Origin of the sequence: Micromonospora echinofusca, assembly GCF_017614955.1 — a bacterium.
Classification (GTDB): domain Bacteria; phylum Actinomycetota; class Actinomycetes; order Mycobacteriales; family Micromonosporaceae; genus Micromonospora; species Micromonospora echinofusca_A.
In genome coordinates, this window is sequence record NZ_WVUH01000138.1 from 1 (window position 1) to 17,239 (window position 17,239).

Below are 17,239 nucleotides of genomic sequence, written 5' to 3' on the forward strand. Positions count from 1 at the left end.
GCGCCACACCCGCCGAAGCGCCGCAGAAGCCGGTAATGCTGACCACCCGGCTCGTCCCGCCCGCCCGGGACAAGCCGTCCGCCTGCACAGCAGACCTGCCACCCGAGTCGCCAACGCGCTGAGCTGCCTCATCCACCCCACACTCCAAGGACTCACCGTGATCACACGTGCCTTCGACAGGTCGGCGATGAGCTGGTCCTACGAGATGCACCTGCAACCGATGCTGTCCGCCGCCGACATCGAAGGGCTGCCGTTCGGCTCCGTCTTCGGCAGTGTCCCCGCGCACACCGTCTCGAAGCGGCACGCCCACCAGGACGGCGAGATGTTCATCGTCCTGGCCGGCACGGCCACCGTCGTGCTCGGCGACGAGGAACGCCAGCTGGGACCGGGTGGCGTCGTCTACCTGTCCCCCTTCGGCTACCACGAGATCCGCAACGACTCCGACGAGGCGTTCGACATCGTCTCGATCTTCTGGGAACACATCCCGAGCGCCGTCAAGGTCCTCGAACAGGCACCCCCACGCGACGCGCTCCCCGAGCGGATGCTGGTCTTCTGCCCCCCGCCCACGCCCAACGGGGGACTGCACCTGGGCCACCTCTCCGGCCCGTACGTCCGGGCCGACATGCTGGTACGCGCGCTGCGCAGCATGGGCCGCGACGCCCGGCACATCACCGGCACCGACGACCACCAGTCCTTCGTCGCCGCCACCGCGCGACTGCGCCGGGTGGACCCCGCCGACGTGGCCGCGACCGAGGGCGACGCCATCCTGGCGACCCTGCGCACGGCCGACGTCGGCTGCGACCGGCTCACCCGCCCCGCGACCGACCCGCAGCACGCCGACCGGATCCGGGAACTGTTCGCCCGGGTGGCCGCCTCGCCCACCGTCACGCAGCAGGAGCGGGAAACGGCCTACTGCCCGACCTGCGACCTGTCGCTGCACCAGGCCTTCGCGCGCGGACGCTGCGGGCACTGCGGCGCGGACAGCGAAGGGGAGATCTGCGAGGCCTGCGGCCGGCCCAACGAGGCCCGGGAACTCGTCGGCGTGGCCTGCCGCATCTGTGGCACCCCGGCCGTCACCCGCCCGGAGCGGGCCCTGTGGCTGGACCTCGACGCCCACGCCGAGCAACTCCGGGGCTACCTGCGCAGCTGCCACACCTCACCCGACCTGCTGGTCCTGGTGGAACGGCTGCTCGACGAAGGGCTGCCCGCGTACCGGCTCGCCCGGTTCACCGAGTGGGGCGTCACCCTGGGCGACGGCCAGGCCGTCGACGCCTGGGTGGACCTCGCGCTGACCTTCCTGGACGCGGCCGCCGCCGAATCCGAGCAGGACGGCCCGGCACGGATAACCCTCTTCCTCGGCTACGACAACAGCTTCTTCTACGCGGTCCTCCTGCCGATCCTGGCCTTCGCGGCCGGACTCACCGCACACCTGCCCGCCGCGTTCGTCACCAACCAGTTCCTGCACCTGGACGACGCCAAGTTCTCCACCAGCCGGGGCCATGCGGTCTGGGCCGACGAGGCTCTCGCCGCAGCCGGAGCGGACGCCGTCCGCCTGGCCATGCTGCGCAACGCCCCGGAAGGACGCGTCACCCGGATCACCCACGAAGGCGCCGACCGGCTCGCCCAGGACCCGCTGTACCGCCACGCCCACGAGTGGCTGGACGGCTTCGCGGCGCTCACCGAGCAGTGCGACGGCCAGGTGCCGGGTACCGGTGCCTGGACGGACGCCCACCGCGAGTTCTACCGGTACCTCAACCTGACCACCCGGCAACTCGACGGACTGCTGCTCCCGGAGTCGTTCAGCGCGCGCGGATACGTCCAGCTGCTGGAGAACGTCGTGGCACGTGCGGCCGAGTTCCGGGCGACCGAGGAGGCGCTGCGCCGGGTCCCGTCGCTGGCCGAGGAGGCACGCACCAGCCTGGCCCTGGAGTTCCTGGCAGCCAAGGTGTTCGCCGCCCTGGCCTGGCCGGTCACCCCCGCACTGGCCCAGCAGGTCTGGGACTGGCTGGGCCTGCCCGGGCATCCGCTCCGCGAGGCCGACTGGTCCTTCCTGCCCTCCGGCACCCGCTGCGGGTCACCGGCGCCCGGCCCCACCACGGTCGCCGTCCCGGCCACCGGCGAACGATCGTGAGCCAGACCGGCACGACCGGGCTTCGTCCCGGAGCGGGCCCACCCGCCCGGACGGACGTCGTGGTGGTGGGCGCCGGGATCAGCGGCGCCTCCATCGCGCACCACCTGGCCCGCCAGGGGGTGTCCGTCGTCGTGATCGAGCAGGCGCCGCAGCCGGCTGCCGGCGCCACCGGCCGCTCCGGCGGCATGGTGCGCGCCTACGACCCCGACCCGGTCATCGGAGATCTGGCGCTGGCGAGCCTGGCCACCTACCGCGACCCCGGGTGCTGGGCGTCGGGGCGGGCCCCGCTGCACGCCGTCGGTGCGGTCACCGCAGCCGACCCGGCCCAGGAGCCCACCCTGCGGCAGGCCGCCGGGCAGCTCAACGACGCCCTGCGGACCTCGGCGCACGTGGTGACGGAGTGCGACCAGGTGGCCGGGATACACCTCGCCGGCGGCGTTGCCCTCGTCGAACCGGAAGCCGGCTGGGTGGCACCGGCGGAGGTCACTGCGGACTGGCTGGTGCAGGCACGCGCCGACGGTGCCGTGGTCTGCCACGGACTCCGCGTACACGCAGTGCAAGCAGATGGCGGACGCCCGCTGGTGCGTACCGACGCCGGCACGATCAGCGCCGGGGCCGTGGTCGCGGCGGTCGGCCCCTGGGCGGCCGACCCGACGCCCGGGTTACGGCCGGCTTCGCCGGTCCGATCGCGGTCGATCCAGGTGAGCGTCGTCGAGCGCCGCCCACCTGCCCCGCCCCACGCGACCTTCGTCGACCTGCGCACCGGGTGGTACGCCAAGCCGGTCGGCGCGGACCGGACGCTGATCGGCATGCCGCACCTCGTCTGGGACTCCCCGGTCGACTCGCCGCCGGACCCCACGCACGCGCAGGCCACCGTCGCCGCACTCACCGCCCACTTCCCGTGGCTCACCACAGCGGCGCACCTACACACGGTCCGCGCCGCGGACGCCTACCACCCGCCGGGCCGCGGCGGGCAGGCGTCCGAGCTGCTGGAGGGCACCGACGTGCCGCACGTGTGGTCCGTGCGGGCCTGGAACGGCGGAGGCGTCAAGACCGCACCGGAAGCGGGCCGCCGCATCGCCGATGCCTGCGTCGCCGACGCCTTCTCCGACGCCGCCTGACCACCGAACCACCACCGAACCACCGAACCACCGACCGTTCCCTGGCCTCAGCAGCCCCACCGACCCACCCGAAGAGGTACCCATGCCGGATGCCGCCGCGCCAACCCTGCTCGTCGAACGCGTGGACACGTCCACCTTCGAGGCGGTCCTGCCGCTCATCGCGGAATACCAGAGGTTCTACGGCCGGGAACCCGACGACGCCGCCAACCGGCGGTTCTTCGGCGAACTGCTGGGCGACAACCCCCACGGGCTCCAACTGGCCGCCCGCCTGGGACCGCACGTGATCGGCTTCGTCACCCTCTACTGGCTGCGCGTCTCCACCCGGGCCAGCACCGTGGCCCTGCTCAACGACCTGTACGTCCACCCGGACCACCGGGGCGGTCGGGAGACGGGCGTCGGGATGGCGCTGCTGCGCGCGGCCGCACGCGCAGCGGGCGACCGCGGCTTCTCCCAGCTCACCTGGGAGACCGCGCCCGACAACCGCGCTGCGCAGGCACTGTACGACCGCTTCCTGCGCGAGGCCGCGGACGCCGGGGAGCCCTCCACCTGGATTCACTACTCGTACCCGCTTTCCGCCTAGGGGGAACAGTGAACCGCTGTCACGACGTGCTGGGCATCGGCTTCGGTCCGGCCAACCTGGCGTTGGCCATCGCCCTCGAAGAGGAGGGCCACGACCTCGACGTGCGTTTCCTGGAAGCCAGGCCGGGGCCGTCCTGGCAGAGCGCCATGATGCTCGACGGCTCGGACATCCAGAACCATCCTGTGCGCGACCTCGTGTCGCTGCGCAACCCGCGTAGTCGTTACAGCTTCATCAACTACCTCTTCGAGAACGGGCGGCTGATCGAGCACCTCAACGTCCCGATGGAGTTCCCGCTGCGCAAGGAGTACGCGCAGTACGTCTCCTGGGTCGCCGGCCACTTCAGCCAACTGGTCGACTACGGCGTACACGTCACCGGCGTCGGCACCGGCCGCGACGCCCGGGACCGCCCGGTCTTCACCGCCACCACCGACACCGGGGAGACCCTCCAGGCCCGTGCTCTCGTGATCGGCACCGGACGTGCCCCCTTCATCCCGGAACCGTTCGACACGGTGGCCTCCCCCCGGGTGTTCCACCTGACGCACTACCTGCCGGCGCTGCGAAGGCTGGAGGAGCTTGGTGTGGCCGGACCGGGCGACCGGTCACCGCGCGCGGTGACGGTGATCGGCGGCAGCCAGAGCGCCGTCGAGCTCACCCTCGACCTCGCCCGGCGCTTTCCCCGTACCCGGGTGACCACCCTCGTCCGCTCGCTGACGCTGCGGCAGAAGGACACCAGCCCGTTCAGCGAGGAAGGGTACTTCCCCGAGTTCACCGACTACTACTACCGCGCCTCCCGCGAGCGCAAGCACGCCGTCGACGCCTTCATGCGCCTGACGAACTACTCGTCCGCGGACGGTGACGTGCTCCGCGAGCTGTACCGGCTCATCTACGAGCAGCGCCTGGACGACGACCAGCGGGTCTTCGTCAGCGGCAGCCGGCAGGTGCGGGGCATCGACATCCGGGAGGACGGCGTCCACCTCAGCGTCGAGGAGCTGAACACCGGGGAGTTCGAGGAGCAGCAGGCCGACTTCGTCGTCCTGGCCACCGGATTCCGCGACCTCGGTCCCGCCGCCCACCAGGAGCGCGTCCCGGCTCTCCTGCGCAGCATCGCCGACGACTTCGCCTACGACAGCCACGGCTATCTGGCCGTCGGCCAGGACTACGAGGTGCAGGCGCTCGCCGCCGACAGCCCCGCGCTCTTCCTCAACGGTCTGTGCGAGTCCAGCCACGGCATCGGTGACGCCGGTTCGTTCAGCCTCCTGTCACTCAGAGCCAAGATCATCGCAGAGAGCCTCCGGAAGCGTATTCCGTGATGGAGCCGGCCGGCAGCTCCGTCCCGGGCGCGGCGGTCACGCCGCACAGCCCAGGAACGGACCGGGCGCGAAGACCGGAGCGGCAGATCGCCGCCGGCGTCTCCGGTGGCGTCCTCGGCGCCGGGATGCTGATCATGCCGCCCGTCGTGGCGGCACTGGCCGGTGGGCACAGTCTCCTCGTCTGGTCGGCGCACCTCCTGCTCGGTGCGTCGGTCAGCCTCATGCTGGCCATGTCGGTCCACGCCAGGGTGGGGCCGACCTCGTTGGCGGGTGCCGTCGGGGCGCTGCTGGCCCCATGGGCGCAACGGGCGGTGGACGGCGTCTTCGCCGTCGCCTTCACCGCCGGGCAGGCGGCGATCGCCTGGTTCGCCGCGACCTGCCTGTTGGCCGCCGCCCACGGTGCGCTGCCCCGCCCGGGGACGGACGGCCTCCTGCTCGCCCTCGCCGTCCTCGCGGTGGCGGTGCTCGCGGCACTCAGCCCGTTCTCGCTGCCGGCCGTCGCGCTGCGGCTACGTCCCTGGGTCACCGGGCTGCTGGCGCTGGCCTGCGTCGCGTGGGGCTGGCCCGCCGTGCCCGCAGCGGGTGCGGACACTCCGCTCGCGCCGTCGGACCTCTCTCCCGCCGGCGGTCAGTGGTTGGCACTCGCGGCGCTGTTCTTCGCCGGTGTCGGCTGGGAGGCGGTCACCACCGTCGTCCCCGTCGCCGCTGCCAGCCGGCGACGCACCGCCGCAGGCGTGGTCCTGGGCGCGGTCGCGGTGGCCGTCGTCTACCTGGGACTGGCCGCGGTCCAACGCGTGACGGCCGGAGCGCCGGCAACGGGCGACTCGGTGCCCACGCCGCTGCGTTGGGTCCTCACCGGTGCGGTGGTCACCGTGCTGACCTCCTACTGTTTCACCAACGTACGCACCGCCGCCCGAATCGTCGGTCGGCTGCGCCCCGGCGACGAACCGCGCCCTACCGCACGAGGTGCCACCCTGCCCGTGATCGCGGCCGTCGGCGCCGCCTGCTGCGCCTTCGCCGTGCTGGGGACCCGGGACGGTGCCGTGCCCCTCCTGCTGCTGGGGCCGGCCGCAGCAGCCCTGACCGGCTACGGCCTGGCAGCCGCCGGTGCCGTGCGTCGCGGCGGACCCCTACTGCGGGTCACGGGAGTCGCGGTACTGCTCGTGCTGGCGGGCATGACGGTCCTGTCCGTGCCCCTGCTGCGTGGTGGATGAGTGATGGCGAGCGCCGACCCGGTTGCCCGGCAGATCCCACCCGCCACTGGCCATCGTGGCCTTCTCCCTTTGGTACGGCTTCCGTTTCCACCCCATCCCGAGGAGACGCCTTGACCGCCCTCACCATCGAATCTGAAGTCCGCAGCTACTGCAGGAACTGGCCGGTGGTGTTCGACCGGGCACGCGGCAGCCGCATGTTCGACCGCGACGGCCGCAGCTATCTGGACTTCTTCGCCGGCGCCAGCGCCCTGAACTACGGCCACAACCACCCCGTGCTCAAGCGGGCACTGCTCGCCCACCTCGAGCGGGACGGGGTCACCCACAGCCTGGACATGCTGACCACCGCGAAGGAGGACTTCCTCACCGAGTTCGCGACCCGGGTGCTCGGCCCCCGCCGGCTGGACTACCGGGTGCAGTTCCCCGGTCCCACCGGTACCAACAGCGTGGAGGCCGCGCTCAAACTGGCCCGCAAGGTGACCGGACGGTCCACGGTCGTCGCCTTCACCGGTGCCTTCCACGGCATGTCGCTGGGTTCCCTGGCCATCACCGGAAACGCCGCCAAGCGGGCGGGCGCCGGTGTCCCGCTCGGACACACCTGGCGCATTCCCTACGACGGGTTCGCCGGCGACCAGGTGCCCGGGCTGACGCTGCTGGACAGCATGCTCGCCGACAGCAGCAGCGGCGTGGACCTGCCCGCAGCCGTCATCGTGGAGACCGTGCAGGGTGAGGGCGGGGTCAACCCGGCCAGCCTGACCTGGCTCGCCGACCTCGCGCAGCTGTGCCGCCGTCGGGACATCCTCCTGATCGTCGACGACATCCAGATGGGCTGCGGACGTACCGGGCCCTTCTTCAGCTTCGAAGCCGCCGGGATCACCCCGGACATCGTCTGCCTGTCCAAGTCCATCAGCGGGTACGGCCTGCCGATGTCTCTCACGCTGTTCCGCAGCGAGCTGGACGTGTGGCAACCGGGGGAGCACAACGGCACGTTCCGCGGCAACAACCCGGCGTTCGTGACGGCAGCCGCTGCCCTGCGGGAGTTCTGGGCGGACAGCACCCTGGAAAAGCAGACCGAGGAACGGGGCGTGCTGTTCGAGGAGAAGCTGGGCGAGCTCGCCGACCGGTACCCGGCGCACATAACGGCGTCGCGGGGTCGTGGCCTGGTGTGGGGTCTGGCCTTCCGGGATCCGCAGACGGCCAGGCAGGTCGCTGACGCGGCGTTCGCCCGTGGGCTGCTGGTGGAGACGTCCGGCTCCTACGACGAGGTGGTGAAGCTCATGCCGCCCCTGACGTCCACGGACGAGGAACTGGCCGAGGGGCTCGGCATCCTGCGGGAGGCGGTGACGTCAGCCGTGGCCGGCTGAACGCGCGGAGGACGCTCGCCCCGGCGGGCCTGTCCCGTCGGTGGGGCCATGGGTCGGATGGCTCGTTACCGGATCTCCGGTAACGAGCCACTGCCGCCGGGTGAATCGTCCACAACAGACAAACAACCGTTAACGATATTGACACATCTACCAGGGACCGTGATACTTCGATGGCGGGAGCGCTCCCACGCCGGGGTGGGCGTCGGCTCCCTCCTGTCGTGGCCCCCACCACGAACCCTCCACCCACCAGGTCGGCTACCGGTCGCTGCGAGCCCCACCGACCACCGCGCGGCGGTGGCCGTCGTCGTGCGCGCCGCATTCCGCGTACGCCGCAGCCTGCCCGGTCACGAAAGGCGGGAACGTGCGACGGACCAAACTCGACCGGTGGAGCGAGGAACTACGCGACGTGCGTGACCCCACCGCGCTGTTCGGTGGCAGCGCCCAGGCCGGGGTACTGCGTCTGCTCACCATGGCGGGCAAGGTGCCCTTCCGCTCCGCCTTCGACAGCCTGACCCTGCGCGAGCAGGCGATCGTCCGGCACCTGCTCGGCCGACAGCAGCTCCGACTGACCGCGCCGGGCGGCGACGCACCGCCCGCCCAGTTCGTACTGTCCCACTCGGCGCTCGGCAAGCTGACCGTCCACGAACCGGCCCGTGGCGACCTGCCGGTCGAGAAGGTCGTGGCCGAGCTCGCGCTGCCCGGGTGGATGATCGAGATGATCGACGAGGAGTGCCTGCCGGCCCAGGCCGAGGAGGAACACCAGCGCCACGAACTCGATCACATGCTGCACACCTGGCACACCGACGGCAGCCTGCCCGAGCGGCTGGAGGAGGTCGTCGACTGGGTCGAGCGCGTCGAAACCGTCCTGATCTACGTGGAGCGCCGGGTCTTCTCCCGCTCCGACTCCGGCTCCAGCACCCTCATCCGCGACGGCGTGCTGCCGGCGCTGCGCGCTCGCCCACCAGCGGACTGGAGCCCGGAGGAGCGACTCTTCGTGGCCGCGATCCAGCTGCTCTTCCGCACCGGCCGCGCGGTCCGGTTCGAGGAGTTCAACGGCCGCCAGCTCAGCGCCGTCAACCTGCGGCGGGTGCTGACCACCCGCTGCGCGGCATACCTGCAGGCCCTCGGCGAGCAGACCACCGGGCAGCTGAGCACCGCGACCCTGGCCGAGCTGGCCGCGCTCGCCGGCGACCTGGTCGAACTCGTCGACGGCGGCGGTCACGTACGCTACCGGCGGGTCAACGGGCTGACCTACGCCAAGGACGAGTACCTGCTGCCGTGGGAGCCGGGCCAGCGGAGCCAGGTCGAGCTGCCCCTGACCCTGCGCACGCTGACCGGCGTTCTGCCCGAACCGGTCGACGGTGAGGACGCCTCCGCCTGGGTACGCCGCGCCACCACCGCCGCACTGCGGAGCGCCGAGGCGGGCGACGGCGAGCGCGACCTGACCCGGCTCCTGGAGGGCATCGTGCTGGGCGCGGTCGTCGACGGCCGTGCCGACTACGGCATGTCCAGTGGCATCCGGGACCTGTCCCGACTGGACGGGCCGGCCGGCGAGTACGGCGAGGACGTGGCGGGGCTGAAGAAGCCGGACTTCTTCTGCTGTGTGCTGCCCAGCCCCGAGATGGCCGTCGACCTGCCCGCCGCCACCGTCACCGACATCCTGTGGCAGGTCGCGCAGCGCATGATGTACAACCGTTGGCACTTCGTGCCCGGCAACTTCGACCGGGCCGAGGTGCCCCGCCAGCGGCACTACTTCTTCCCGCCGCTGGTGCCCGACATCGGCGAGTGGGGCGACCTGCGCCACGGCGGTCACAGCACCGCCCGCGTCCGCTACACCCTGCGGGCACCCGGCGCGGCGATGTGGAAGCAGCCGTTCACCGTCGGCGGGCGGCAGTACCGGGGCGCGTTCGACATCCGGTTGGTGCGTATGGACGGGCCGCCGTTCACCCTGGACGACCTGCGCACCGCCTGCCGGTACGCGGCACTGGTGGACGTGTTCTGGCGGGAGATCGCCGCCTACGCCGACACCCACGGCGGCTGGACCCCGACGATCACCTCGTTCACCGGTGACTGGTACGCCAAGGAGGCCTGGCGCGAACCCGTCGAGCGACTCGCCGTGGCCGAGGAGACGGTCGGGGTTCCCGCGTGAGCCCGAGCCCGCAGCACGTCGTCGTCAACGACGAGGACCAGTACTCCCTGTGGTCCACGGACCGGCCCGTGCCGGACGGCTGGACGACGGTGTTCACCGGACCGGTCGAGGCGTGCCTGGCGCACGTCGCCACGCACTGGACCGACCTGCGACCCGCGTCGCTGCGCACCGTCGGAGGCGACGGTCCCGGCCGCGACGTGCGGCCGGCACCGGCCACCGTGGACGCGGTGCGGTCGGTCGCCGCCGGGCCGCGCCGACCCGTCGACCAGGTACCGCTGCACGTCCTCGTCGACCGGGCGCTGGCGGCCGGTCCCGAACGCGTCGCGGTGCGCTGTGCGGGCGTCGAGGTCACCGCAGGGGACCTGCGGGCCCGCGTCCGGCACGCGGCGCGGGTGCTGCGGGCGCACGGCGCGGGACCGGAGACGCCGGTCGCCGTGCTGCTGCCCCGGTCGGTGGACGCGGTGGTGGCGATCCTCGCGGTGCTGGCGGCCGGCTCGGCGTACCTGCCGCTGTCCGTCCACGACCCGGCGGACCGGCGGTCCCGGATCCTGGCCGACGCCGGTGACCCGGTGCTGCTGACCGGGCCGGGGCACCGGGGGCTCGTGCCCGCCGGCTACCCGGCGACCGTGCTCGACGTGACCGCCCTGCCCGGCACACTCACCGACACCGACACCGACACCGACACCGGTGGCGACGGCGGCTGCCGGGTGGAGAACCTGGCGTTCATCATGTACACCTCCGGCACCAGCGGCGCCCCCAAGGGCGTGCTCGGCACCCACCGGCAGCTGGTCAACTACGTACGCTGGTGCGCCGAGGAGTTCGCCTTCCAACCGGGGGAGCGGGCCGTCCTGCACGCCCCGCTGTACTTCGTCGGATCGGTGATGACGCTGTTCACCGCCCTGGTCGCCGACTGGGAACTGGAGGTCGCACCGGAGCCGGTCGCGTTCGACGACCTGATCGCACTGACCGCCGCCGCGCCCTGCGGGTTCCTGAAACTCACCCCGTCGCACGTCCGGGCGATGACCGCCCTCGGCGGCGTCGACGACATCGCCCGCCAGGTCATGATCGGCAGCGAACCGCTGTACCTGACCCCCGAGTTCGACACCTGGATCACCGACAGCCCGAAGTCCGGCTTCGGCAACCACTACGGCATGAGCGAGACCGTCGGCGCGACCTGGTACTGGATCGGTACCGACCGCACCGTCGGACGGCGGCTGCCGGTCGGCGCACCCATCCCCAACGCCGAGGTGCACATCCTCGACGAACAGGGCCTGCCCGTACCGCTGGGCCAGACCGGTGAGATCTGCCTGGGCGGCGCCATCATCGGCCGGGGCTACCACGGCCAGCCGGTGCTCACCGCCCAACGGTGGATCCCCCACCCGGCGGGCGGGGGAGCACGCCTGCTGTGCACCGGGGACCTGGGCCGGATGGGACCCGACGGGGTGCTGGACGTACTCGGCCGCGCCGACCGGCAGGTGAAGATCCGGGGCCAGCGCGTCGAGCCGCCCGCCGTCGAGGACGCGCTGCGCCGCTGCCCCGGCATCGCCGAGGCGGTGGTGACCGCCGAACCCGACGGCCACGACCTGCACCTGGTGGCCTACCTGCGCGCCGAGGACGGACCGCGACCCACCGAGGCGCAACTACGCGCCCACGCCGCCGGACTGCTACCGGAGGCGTCCATCCCGAGCCGGTTCCTGTACGTGGCGCAGTACCCGCTCACCCCGAACGGCAAGGTCGACACCCGCCGGCTGCCCACCACACCGACGGTGCGGCCCGCGCTGAGCACCACGTACACGGCGCCCTCCGGTGACCTGGAGACGGCGGTCGCGGCCGTGGTCGCCGCCGTGCTGCGGGTGGACCGGCTCGGCGTCGACGACGACTTCTTCGAACTCGGCGGCGACTCCATGCAGGTCGTCGAGGTCGTCACCCGACTCGACGAGGAACTGGGCCTGCCGGTGGGCATCGCCGACATGTTCGACCGCCGCACCGTCCGCGCCCTGGTCGCCGCCCTGGACGGCCAGGAGACCCCGACCACCGTGGCCCCGGCGGTGCCCAGCGTGGACCCGGCGGCTCAACCGACCGAACCCGGCGCCGGACAGCCGACCGTCCCCGACGCGGCCATCCAGGCGCGGTTCACCGCAGCGCCCGTCGGCTCCGCCCCGCTGACCTGGGGACAGGCAGCCATGTACCGGCCCATGCAGTGGTTCGGCGAGGCCAGCAGGGACTTCAACATCAGGCGGGTACTGCGACTGACCGCCCCGGTCCCGGTCGACCGGGTCACCGCGGCCTGGTCGGCACTGGTGCTGCGGCACCAGGTGCTCCGGACCCTGATGACCGACGGCGCCGACGGCCCCCGCCAACACCTGCGCGCCGATGGGGCGTACCCGCCGCTGCTCCGCGACACCACGCCTGACGCGCTGTCGGAGACGGCCGACGCCACCGCCGCCGAACTGGCCGCCACCGCCTTCCATCTGGACCGGGAATGGCCGGTCCGGTGGGCGCTGCTGCGCGTCGACGGACTGGTCGAGGCCGTGGCCGTGGCCGCCTCGCACGTATCACTGGATGGCTGGTCACTGGAGCTGCTGCTGGCGGAGCTGCGTATCCTGGTCGACGGCGAGCGGACCCTGCCCGCCCCGGGCTGGCAGCCGCTGGACCAGGCCGGCTACGAGGCCTCGCCCGCCGGACAGCGCCGCGCCCGCCAGTCCCTGGCGTACTGGCGCGATCGGCTGCCCGCCGTACCGCAGCGGATCTTCGACGGCCCGGAGCACGACGGCGGCCCCCTGCCGGTCGTCACCTGGCGGATGGAATCCACCGCCGTGGCCGCCGCCGCCACCGCGTTGGCCCAGCAGACGGGCGCGTCGTCGTCCACCGTGGTCCTGACCGCCGCGCTGCTGGTCCAGACGGCGCTGACCGGCCGGGACCGCGCCGTGGTGAAACTGATCGCGGGCAACCGGAACACACCCCGCCAGCGGCAGCTGGCCACCGGCATCGCCCAGAACGCGCTGCTGGTCTTCGACATCGGCGACGGCGACGTCACCGACGTCGTCCGGCGCTGCTACCGCGACTCCACCGAGTCCTACTTCCACGCCATCTACCCGCCCGACGCGCTGGACACGCTGATCGCGGCCGAAGCCCCGCAGGCCGACCTGTCGGTGTACTTCAACGACTCCCGGATGGGCCGCGACTTCGACGTACCGACGGGCCCGCCCGACCGGGCCACGCTGACGGAACTCGCCACGCACACCACCGTGCGGCAGATCGCCGCCGTCGCCCGCCACGACATGACCTTCTTCCTGGCCATGCCCCACCTGGCCGGCGGCTGCGCGCTGCACCTGCTGGCCGACACCCGGCGCGTACCCGCAGCCGTCTGCGTGCGGGCGCTGCGGGGCATCGAGACGCTGCTGTGCGAGGCAGCGCTGCGCCCGGTGCCCGTACACGACGTCGCCGCACTGCTCGACCTCGCCTGACCCACCCCGATCGCCTGGAGCCCCCGATGACCGACCCCTACCCGCTGCTGCACCGGCTCGCCGCCGACGGAGACGACGCGCTCACCGCCGTCCCACTGCCCCCCGACGGCCGGTACCAGGTCGTCACCACCACCGTCGACGACGTCACCGCGCAGATCGTGCGTACCCTGCGCGACGGCTTCGCCGGCCGCAACCCGGCCGACTACCCGCTGCTGGTGCTCGGCTGGGGACGCTGCCGGGTCGGTTCGACGGCCGTGACCAACCTGTTCGGCATGGCCGGCGCGGCCGCCTACTACCAGCCCGTCAAGACCATCGGCCGGTTCGCGCTCACCGGCGGCGAGGGCTCACCGTGGAAGCTGCCCGACGGCGAGCCGGTGCTGTTCGCCAAGGAGATGGCCGGTCCGTACGTGCCGTTCGAGGCGCTGTTCAACCCGGCCCGCTGCCTCATCGAGGCCGGCTGGCCGGTCGACCGGCTGCGCCTGCTGGTGCTGGACCGGCAGCCGCGCGCCTCACTCGACTCGTGGATGGCCAAGTGGGCGGGCAAGATCGGCCGCGAACGGGTGGTGCAGAACTTCGTGCTCAGCACCCTCAACTACGCCCGGATGCGCACCTACGCCGCCGCCGAGGGACTCGCGGTGACGCACTTCCCGTACGAGTGCAGCCGCGCCCCCCAGGAGACGGTGTCGCGGCTGTTCGACCGCCTCGGCATCGGCCACCTGTACCGGCCGCAGATGCTCACCGGTTGGGGCGCGGCCGGCGACCTCAACTCCGACGAGTCGAAGATCCACCACCCGGTCGAGCCGGAGCCCTACGTCGTGCCCAACCTGCACGGCAACGCCGACGAGTACCGCTTCCGGGACCGGTCGGTGACGGTCCTGACCGAACCGGAGCTGGCCGTGGCCGACAGCCCCGAGATGGTCGAGCCGTACCGGACCTCGGTGCGTTCCTGCGCCCAGGAGCTGGACCTGCCCGTGCCCCTGCGGGACGAGATCCTCGGCTGACCGATGACCGCGTCCACCACCCGCGCCGGGCAGCTACGCGCGGCCACCGCCGCCCGGCTGCGCATCGCCCGGCAGCTGCCCGCCGCCGGACCCGGCGCCAGTGCCGTCGCGCTGGCGCTCAGCGTGTCCCGGGGCGTCCTGCCGGTCGTGTTCGCGATCGCCGTCAGCACCACCGTCGGCCGCATCGGCCCGGTCCTGCACGGCGCCGCCGACCAGGCCGAGGTGTGGTGGCCGCTGGCCGTCGCCGGCGCGGCGCTGATCGCGCTGCAACTGGCCGAGGCGGCGCAGAAGGCCATCGGCGAGCAGCTCAGCCGACGCGTCGACGGGCACATGTACCGACGGCTCATCCAGGCGTCCCTGTCGACCCGCGAGATCACCCCGCTGGAGGACCCGGCCGTACTGGACGAGCTGGGCGAGGCCGGACACGAACTGCGGTTCGCGTTCCGCACCCCCGGCGCGGCCTACGCCGGGCTGATCGCACTGGTCGGGCCGTACACGCAGGTCGCCGGGTTCACGGCGGTGGTCGCGGTGGTGCTGGGCCCGTGGGCGGCGCTGACCATGCTGGCGGTGGTACTGCTGTTCCGCCACGGCCAGCGCGGCGGACTGCGCCGCTACGCCCGCGTCATCCGCGACGTCGCGGCCGTCCGCCGGGAGAGCCGCTACCTGCGCGGACTGGCCATGGGCCCTGCCGCGGCCAAGGAACTGCGCATCTTCGGCCTGACCGGCTGGCTCACCGAACGCTACCGGCAGGTCTACCGCCGGGCCCTGGCCCCGGTGTGGGCCGAGCGCCGCCGCATCTACCTGCGGCCCTACCTGGCGTACACGGCCGTCGGGCTGGTCGGTGTCGCCGCCGTGCTCGCCCTGGCCGGCATCCGCGCCGCCGAGGGAGCCGTCGACCTGGCCGCGCTCGCGCTGGTGCTACAGGCGGTCATGGCACTGATCCGGCTGGGGGAGTTCTACCCGGACTCCGACACCCAGACCCAGTACGGCATGAACGCCGAGACCGCCATCACGGCGTTCGAGCGGGCCATGGCCCGCTACGCCGAACCCGTCGACACCGGCCGGGCCGGACCGCCCGCCACCACCGCCCCGGCGATCGACTTCACCGGTGTGCGTTTCGGCTACCCCGGCGCGACCGGGCCGGTGTTTGACGGCCTGGACCTGCACATCCCCGCCGGACGGTGCACCGCCCTGGTCGGGGTCAACGGCGCCGGCAAGACCACCCTGGTGAAACTCCTGGCCCGGCTGTACTCACCGCAGGCCGGCGCGGTACGCGCCGACGGCGTCGACCTCGCCGACCTGCCCGCCCGGGACTGGCAGCGCCGCATCGCCGTGGTGTTCCAGGACTTCGTCCGCTACGAGCTGTCCGCAGCGGCCAACATCGGCTTCGGCGCGGTCGAACACCTCGACGACCGGGCCGGCATCCGCCGCGCCGCCGACGCGGCGGGCCTGCTCGACACCCTCGACGCCCTGCCGGACGGCCTGGACACGCTGCTGTCGCGGGCCTACGACGGCGGCGTGGACCTCTCCGGCGGGCAGTGGCAGCGCATCGCCATTGCCCGGGCCCTGTTCGCGCTGTACCACGGCAGCACCGTCCTCGTGCTGGACGAACCCACCGCCGCGCTGGACGTACGCGCCGAAGCCGAGTTCTTCGCCCGGTTCGCCGAGCTGACCCGGGGCCGGACGACCATCCTCATCTCCCACCGGCTGTCCAGCGTCCGGCTGGCCGACCGGATCGTCCTGCTCGAACAGGGCCGGGTCGTCGAGCAGGGCAGCCACGACCAGCTGATGGCCGCCGGCGGCCGGTACGCCACGATGTTCACCCTCCAGGCGGAGCGCTTCGCCGCCGACGAGGCTGCCGACGAGGCCGACAGCGACGCGCTGCCGCAGAAGGTGGGATGAGGCGATGCTGACGGCGATCACCGGCCTGCTGCGGCTGTCCTGGCGGCAGGACCGGCGCAAGATGGTCGTGGCGCTGACCCTGATGGCCGGCAACGCGGTCGCGGTGCCGTCGGGCGCGGTGGCGCTCAAACACCTCACCAACGCGGCGGCGGCCGGCCACGCCGAGCCCGCCGCCTGGTCCGGCCTGGCCGTCGCGGTCGCCGCGCTCGCGGCACTGACCTGCGCCCACTTCGCCCACATCGCGTACTTCGAAGTGTCCGAACTCAACGTGCTCACCACCGACGAGCAGCTCATCGAGGTCAGCAACGGCACCCCGTACCTCGACCACCACGAACGGCCCGACCACGCCGACCGCATGGCACTGGCCCAGGACGAACTGCAACGCATCGGCGAGGGCCTCCAGGCCCTGCTCACCGGCGCGTCGCTGGCGGTCAGCCTGCTGCTGACCACCGTGCTGCTCACCCTCACCCACCCGGCGCTGGTGGCGCTGCCGCTGCTGGCCGCACTGCCCCTGCTGGCCGGCCGCCGGGCCCAGGCCGCCGCAGACCGGGCCCGCGAGGAGAGCACCGTCGACACCCGACAGGCCCGGCACCTGTTCGAACTCACCACCGACGCGGCCTCGGCCAAGGAACTGCGCCTGCTGGGCCTGGTCGCACACCTGCAACAGCGCTACGCCACCCACTGGCGGCGCGCCACCGCCCGCATCTGGCGCGGCGAACTGGCCGCCGGGCTGTGGCGCGCCGCCGGGCAGGCCGTGTTCGCCCTCGGCTACGTCGCCGCGCTGGTCCTGGTCGTCCGCGACGCGGTCCGCGGCCACGCCGACGTCGGCGACGTGGTGCTGGCCATCGTGCTCGCCTCACAGCTCAACACGCAGGTCTCCGCCGCCGTGACGATCACCCAGCAACTCGTGCGCAGCGGCCGGTCCCTGCAACGCTTGGACGAGGTACGCGCCCTGGTGCCGCAGCCGGTCCCGCCGCCCGACGCGCCCGCCACGCCCCTGGAC

Annotated in this window: 10 protein-coding genes and 1 pseudogene; all 11 read left to right on the forward strand. The window is 72.8% G+C overall.

Annotation, left to right across the window (positions count from 1 at the left end; genetic code table 11):
* The first annotated feature begins 157 nt into the window (after window positions 1–157).
* Window positions 158–2,131, forward strand: a complete 1,974-nt coding sequence (locus GSF22_RS16970; protein WP_208814559.1) for a class I tRNA ligase family protein — start codon at window positions 158–160, stop codon at window positions 2,129–2,131.
* Entirely contained in the window at window positions 2,128–3,252 is a 1,125-nt protein-coding gene (locus GSF22_RS16975) for an NAD(P)/FAD-dependent oxidoreductase (RefSeq protein WP_208814560.1), read from the forward strand. The genes GSF22_RS16970 and GSF22_RS16975 overlap by 4 nt, the downstream gene beginning before the upstream one ends.
* Before the next feature lie 82 nt (window positions 3,253–3,334).
* Window positions 3,335–3,832 carry a GNAT family N-acetyltransferase gene (locus tag GSF22_RS16980; RefSeq protein WP_208814561.1) on the forward strand — a complete coding sequence of 166 codons (498 nt, stop codon included), beginning with the start codon at window positions 3,335–3,337 and terminating at the stop codon, window positions 3,830–3,832.
* Window positions 3,833–3,840: 8 nt separating this feature from the next.
* Window positions 3,841–5,142, forward strand: coding sequence for a SidA/IucD/PvdA family monooxygenase (locus GSF22_RS16985; RefSeq protein WP_208814562.1), 1,302 nt, complete (start codon window positions 3,841–3,843; stop codon window positions 5,140–5,142).
* Entirely contained in the window at window positions 5,139–6,356 is a 1,218-nt protein-coding gene (locus GSF22_RS16990) for a hypothetical protein (protein ID WP_208814563.1), read from the forward strand. Before GSF22_RS16985 ends, GSF22_RS16990 begins: the two co-directional genes overlap by 4 nt.
* 110 nt (window positions 6,357–6,466) lie before the next feature.
* A complete protein-coding gene (gene ectB / locus GSF22_RS16995) occupies window positions 6,467–7,717 on the forward strand; it encodes a diaminobutyrate--2-oxoglutarate transaminase (RefSeq protein ID WP_244367560.1) in 1,251 nt (416 codons plus the stop codon).
* 361 nt (window positions 7,718–8,078) lie between these two features.
* On the forward strand, window positions 8,079–9,866 hold the full coding sequence (locus tag GSF22_RS17000) for a hypothetical protein (protein ID WP_208814565.1): 1,788 nt from the start codon (window positions 8,079–8,081) through the stop codon (window positions 9,864–9,866).
* Window positions 9,863–13,333 carry an AMP-binding protein gene (locus GSF22_RS35420; protein ID WP_208814566.1) on the forward strand — a complete coding sequence of 1,157 codons (3,471 nt, stop codon included), beginning with the start codon at window positions 9,863–9,865 and terminating at the stop codon, window positions 13,331–13,333. Before GSF22_RS17000 ends, GSF22_RS35420 begins: the two co-directional genes overlap by 4 nt.
* A gap of 26 nt (window positions 13,334–13,359) precedes the next feature.
* Window positions 13,360–14,334 carry a hypothetical protein gene (locus GSF22_RS17010; RefSeq protein ID WP_208814567.1) on the forward strand — a complete coding sequence of 325 codons (975 nt, stop codon included), beginning with the start codon at window positions 13,360–13,362 and terminating at the stop codon, window positions 14,332–14,334.
* A gap of 3 nt (window positions 14,335–14,337) precedes the next feature.
* On the forward strand, window positions 14,338–16,236 hold the full coding sequence (locus GSF22_RS17015) for an ABC transporter ATP-binding protein (RefSeq protein ID WP_208814568.1): 1,899 nt from the start codon (window positions 14,338–14,340) through the stop codon (window positions 16,234–16,236).
* 4 nt (window positions 16,237–16,240) lie between these two features.
* Window positions 16,241–17,239: pseudogene (locus GSF22_RS17020) on the forward strand (ABC transporter ATP-binding protein); the annotation flags it as partial.